The 3,120-nt window shown below is 35.7% G+C and carries 3 protein-coding genes; all 3 read right to left on the bottom strand.

Annotated elements, in window-relative coordinates:
- On the bottom strand, nt 1-891 hold an 891-nt coding region (lgt, locus tag ACIQ6Z_RS09710; RefSeq protein WP_396210679.1), incomplete at its 3' end, for a prolipoprotein diacylglyceryl transferase.
- A gap of 136 nt (nt 892-1,027) precedes the next feature.
- Nucleotides 1,028-1,285 (bottom strand): membrane protein insertion efficiency factor YidD, encoded by a 258-nt coding sequence (gene yidD, locus ACIQ6Z_RS09705; protein WP_396210678.1) that lies wholly within the window; start codon nt 1,283-1,285, stop codon nt 1,028-1,030.
- A 262-nt stretch (nt 1,286-1,547) separates the two neighbouring features.
- Entirely contained in the window at nt 1,548-3,035 is a 1,488-nt protein-coding gene (gene cysS / locus ACIQ6Z_RS09700) for a cysteine--tRNA ligase (RefSeq protein WP_396210677.1), read from the bottom strand.
- Nucleotides 3,036-3,120: the final 85 nt, after the last annotated feature.

The following is a 3,120-nucleotide window of genomic DNA, read 5'->3' as shown; positions in this document are numbered from 1 at the left end:
GCCTATTATTATTAAGGGAATACTCAGCCATTGTCCGGTAGAAAGGGCATTGAAAATTGGGTATTCTTCAAAACCACCCTGACTCTCTTTTACAAATTCAACGACAAATCGAATCGACCAAAGTAAGATCAAGAACAAACCAAACAAATACCCTGCTTTATTTCTCGCTTCTGTTTTCCAATATAAAAACATCAAAATAAAGAAGACAAAAACATAACAAATGGCTTCATATAATTGTGCGGGATGTTTTGGAGCAACATTGGCCAATAAAGTTGCAAATTGCGGTTGGGTGGCAATGGCTTGATAAGCTTCCTGAGCCGAAGTAGTTTGAGTGAGTTGCATCGCTTCTCTTGCGCCATACTCATCGCGTAAAAATCGAATCCCCAAAGCGTTATCTGTTTTGATACCTACAATCTCAGAATTGAAAAAATTACCCAAACGAATAAAAATTGCACCCAATGAAACCGGAATAACAATTCGGTCTAATATCCATAAAAACGAACGTTTGATGACGCGTTTTTGAATGTAAAACATAGTAAGTATTATAGCAATAGCCGCACCATGACTGGCTAAACCAGCAAAACCGGTGAAATGAATCGAAGGTTGGGTACTGATGGGTAATAATACACTCCAAGGATCTTCATTAAATAATTCAGGTTGGTAAAAAATCACATGGCCCAATCGAGCACCAAGCATAGTTGCTATTAAAGTGTAAATAAATAATTTGTCCAGTGATTCAACCGATTCTTCTTCTCTTGTAAAAATAGGTTTCATGATGTACCAACCCAATCCAAAGGCCAAAACCCATGAAAGGCTATAAAAACGAAGCATGAAAAAACCTAAATCAATTCCTTCTGAAGGATTCCAAAGGATATGTAGTGCCTGTATCATATTTTTTGATTCTGATTAAAGCGTAAAAATAAATATTATTATTGGGAATCGTGTTAAAATTCTAATAAGAAATTTTTTCAAATCCAAAATCAATTTCAAGTTCGAATTTTAAAATTCTAATTTTTAACCTATAAACTCAAGGTACCGGATCATAACCACTTTTTCCCCACGGATTGCAACTAAAAATGCGCTTAATGGCAAGCCAAGTCCCTTTTAAAAGCCCGTGTTTTTCTAGTGCCTGCAATGCATAGTTGGAACAGCTGGGTTCAAATCGGCAAGCTGCCGGTGTTACCGGAGAAATGACTACTTGGTAAAATCGAACAATACCAACCAAGGGTAAAATCAAGACTTTTTTTAGGCCATTTGTATTTGAAGACGTATGATTGCTACACATGAATTTTTTGTTACTACACAAAAATAGTATTTTAAAAGCTCGTTTTATAATTTACAATCAAAAAGATACAAAACATGATTTTTATCAGTTTTTATATCAATTATTGAGCATACATTTGGTGTAGATCTAAGTTGATATACTTTGTGATTAACTACTCCATTATCATTTAGATTTTAATAAATATTCTAATAAAGATTAGAGTATTGGTTAGTTTAAATAGTTTTAAGAGCTGTCACTGACAGCTCTTTTTTTGCTATTATGCTTAAGTAGTAAAAGTAGTACCTTCTTTACCGTCTTTTAATTGTATACCAAGAGCTAGTAATTTATCTCTAATTTCGTCTGATAACGCAAAATTTTTGTTAGCTCTCGCTTGATTTCGCATTTCGATCAACATTTCTACAACCCCTTTAAGTTTTTCGGTACTGTTTGAGTTGCCACTTATATCAGGGTTTGTCATTCCTAATACATCAAAAATGAAATGAGAAAGGGTCGTTGATAAGTCTTGCAGGTCTTCTGCCGTTATCGTAGCACTACCATCGTTGACCACATTAATAAATCGAGCTCCCTCAAATAATTGCGCAATTAATATGGGCGTATTAAAATCGTCGTTCATGGCATCATAACAACTTTGCTTCCACGAAGCAATTGCTATGGTTGATGTTGTGCTTGTTTTTAAATTCCCTAATAATTTATAGGCTTCCATTAATCGATTGTATCCTTTTTCACTGGCTACCATTGCATCATTAGAAATGTCTAATACACTTCGGTAATGGGCTTGTAAAAAACAAAAACGCACGATATTAGGTTCGAATGACTTTTCAAAAAAACTATTTTCTCCCGAAAGGAGTTCCATAGGTAAGATATAATTTCCTGTTGACTTACTCATGCGCAATCCGTTCATGGTAAGCATATTGGTATGCATCCAAAAATTCACAGGCGAATGGCCGTTGCAAGCTGTTCCTTGAGCTACTTCACACTCGTGGTGTGGGAATTTTAAATCCATTCCGCCACCGTGAATATCAAAGGTTTCTCCTAAATATTTGGTGCTCATGGCGGTACATTCTAAATGCCAACCTGGAAATCCTTCGCCCCAAGGCGAATTCCAACGCATAATGTGTGCCGGAGAAGCATTTTTCCACAAGGCAAAATCTTGCGGGTTTTTCTTTTCTGTTTGTCCGTCTAAATCACGGGTATTGGCAAATAATTCGTCGATGTTTCGGTTGCTTAAAGCACCATAATTCAATCCTTTTGCATTGTATGCAAAAACATCAAAATACACCGAGCCATTACTTTCATAAGCAAAACCTAATTCGATAAGTTTTTGGGTCAATTCAATTTGTTCCAAAATATGTCCCGTAGCTGTAGGTTCAATAGTAGGTGGTAAAAAATTAAACGCATCCAATACTTTATGAAAATCTACAGTATATTTTTGGACAATCTCCATAGGTTCTAGTTTTTCTAGACGGGATTGTTTTACAAAGCGGTCGTTGGCCACATCGCCATCATCCGTTAAATGTCCAGCATCGGTGATGTTACGCACATAGCGTACTTTGTAATCAAGGTGAAGTAAATACCGGTAAATCACATCAAAACTCATAAAGGTTCTAATGTTACCCAAATGCACATTACTGTAAACCGTTGGCCCACAAACATACATACCAATATTTCCGAGATGAATCGGTGTAAAGGTGTCTTTTTCACCCGTGAGAGTATTGTATATTTTTAAGGCTTGGTTTTTATATAATTCCATGATTTTCAGCTTAAAACTGGGTATCTAACTTAATATAATCTAAAAATTCTCTTTTTACTTTGTCCTCTTTGAATTTGCCTCCAAA

Source organism: Flavobacterium sp. (assembly GCF_044376915.1).
Lineage (GTDB): Bacteria > Bacteroidota > Bacteroidia > Flavobacteriales > Flavobacteriaceae > Flavobacterium.
The sequence above is the reverse complement of the archived record's forward strand: the minus strand, read 5'-3'. Positions and strand labels throughout refer to the sequence as shown.

Excerpts from the sequence above, each read along its gene's own strand:
- yidD (WP_396210678.1), bottom strand. The coding sequence starts at position 1,285 with ATGTGTAGCAATCATACGTCTTCAAATACAAATGGCCTAAAAAAAGTC.
- cysS (WP_396210677.1), bottom strand. The coding sequence starts at position 3,035 with ATGGAATTATATAAAAACCAAGCCTTAAAAATATACAATACTCTCACG.